The sequence below is a fragment of the Oleiagrimonas citrea genome (assembly GCF_012395255.1).
Taxonomy (GTDB): Bacteria; Pseudomonadota; Gammaproteobacteria; order Xanthomonadales; family Rhodanobacteraceae; genus Oleiagrimonas; species Oleiagrimonas citrea.
Genome location: NZ_JAAZQD010000014.1, coordinates 1 through 1,670, shown reverse-complemented (window position 1 = coordinate 1,670; position 1,670 = coordinate 1). Strand labels below are relative to the sequence as shown.

Below are 1,670 nucleotides of genomic sequence, written 5' to 3'. Positions count from 1 at the left end.
TATCGATCTTGACCTCGTAACGGTCCGCATAGTTGACCGCATCCCATTCCGCTTTTTCGTACGTGATCTTCGAGGAGCCCTGCACGACGACTTGCACATTCGGCGGCGCATTGGGCGGATACACCACCTGCACCGAGGACACGACTCCACAGGTACCGAAAGTGAACCTGGAACAGTTATTGGGAACCGTTATTGCAGAACCGTTATTGCACTAGTTAGAACAAATTCTTCACCCGACCCAACGCGGAGGCTATCAATAAAATCCAATTCTAAATCAACTATATCGTTAGCCATGCGCTTCAGAGCTATCTACGAACCTGATTTATAACCACCTTCATCATTTTTTTATCATGTCAATATCGATTGATTTTCGACTAGGAAAAGGTGGCGCCTTATCCACAATCACCGAAAAAACCAAACTATACTTTTTAAGCCTCTTGCAAGAAGAAATTAAAGCAGGCTTTACGAATGAATATTTTTTCAGCGCAGCCACAGCATTCACATTCAAAGGAAAACTCCCATGCGACTCTACAACCTCTATATTTGCAGCCTTCCCATCTCTACCTATCGCAAAAGAAAGTCTCACACAAGCCCTCCGACCAACCTTTGTAGACAATTCTGATACAGGAACCACCAACTCACCCTTCTTTACGACTAGCGACTTTGTTACTTCGATAACACGCGAGTTATCGCGAGCTCCGCAATCACTCATAACCGTCGCATGCTTGGACGCTAAAATTAAAATGAAACCAGCCCCGATCATTTTTTACCTCCCAGCAATGGCTTAGGTACAGGATACCCACTGTATCTAGTTCTCAACGGCGCCCCTATATATGCCCTATAAGGATTTTCAACATTCCTCACAACATTAAACTCGTTTTGCCAATACCCCTCGCTCTGCGAATAACCCAGCGCATCAACCGCTATCTTTGTATGCCCAATTTCGTGACCCAATATTATATCCAAGGTTGCGCCATGCATTTCACCTTCTTTATCTCTATCCCTCAAGAAACCAGCCACATCTAGAGAATATACGATCGTGTTATTCGTTCCATTTTGAAGGTGATAAGTCGGAGGGAACCCAGAAGGCTCAAGGACTAAATTTATCTTCCCCCCTTCCTTAATTGCCTGATCGTAAATCTTCTTGCCGACAGGCGACGTGGTGAATTTATATACAGCACTTACCGTCTTACTAGGAAACTTACTCTGCGCACCCAAAATGCCATCCGCGCCAGGACTGTAGTGCCTGAACGCCAAACTCACATAACTATACGCTTTCGTCTGCCCTCCATTACAACCATCAGACGTGTCACGCAGCACCTGTACTTTTGCAGAAACTTCACCCACCCCTCCGCAAAACATACCATTAAGATCAACTTTCATTACCGGTGTATTATTAGCATATACGTAATCATTGACGCCAAAAATATTCCCAGGCTCTGGACGAACTAAATCCACGCTCACGAAGCGACCAATTTCTGAGTCATAGTACCGCGCCTGCATGTACACGAGTCCGGTATCCGGATCATTCACATGCCCGGTATACCCCGGCTCAGCCTGCGGTGCGCCGCTCTGCTGCTGGCCGTACGGCCGATATGCGGCCTCGTAGGTCGTGTTGCCCTGGTTGTCCATTTCCGCCACCACCGTGCCTTGCGCGTTGGTGACGAAAT

Annotated in this window: 2 protein-coding genes; both read right to left on the bottom strand. The window is 46.9% G+C overall.

What is annotated here, in order from left to right; translation table 11 throughout:
* Positions 1-337 precede the first annotated feature (337 nt).
* Positions 338-763, bottom strand: a complete 426-nt coding sequence (locus HF690_RS14950) for an energy transducer TonB (RefSeq protein WP_168610013.1) — start codon at positions 761-763, stop codon at positions 338-340.
* A partial coding sequence (locus HF690_RS14945; RefSeq protein WP_168610012.1) for an RHS repeat-associated core domain-containing protein occupies positions 760-1,670 on the bottom strand: 911 nt, incomplete at its 5' end. The genes HF690_RS14950 and HF690_RS14945, both read right to left, overlap by 4 nt.

What these genes read in the sequence shown, in the direction of transcription:
- HF690_RS14950 (WP_168610013.1), bottom strand. Translation starts at nt 763, where the DNA reads ATGATCGGGGCTGGTTTCATTTTAATTTTAGCGTCCAAGCATGCGACG.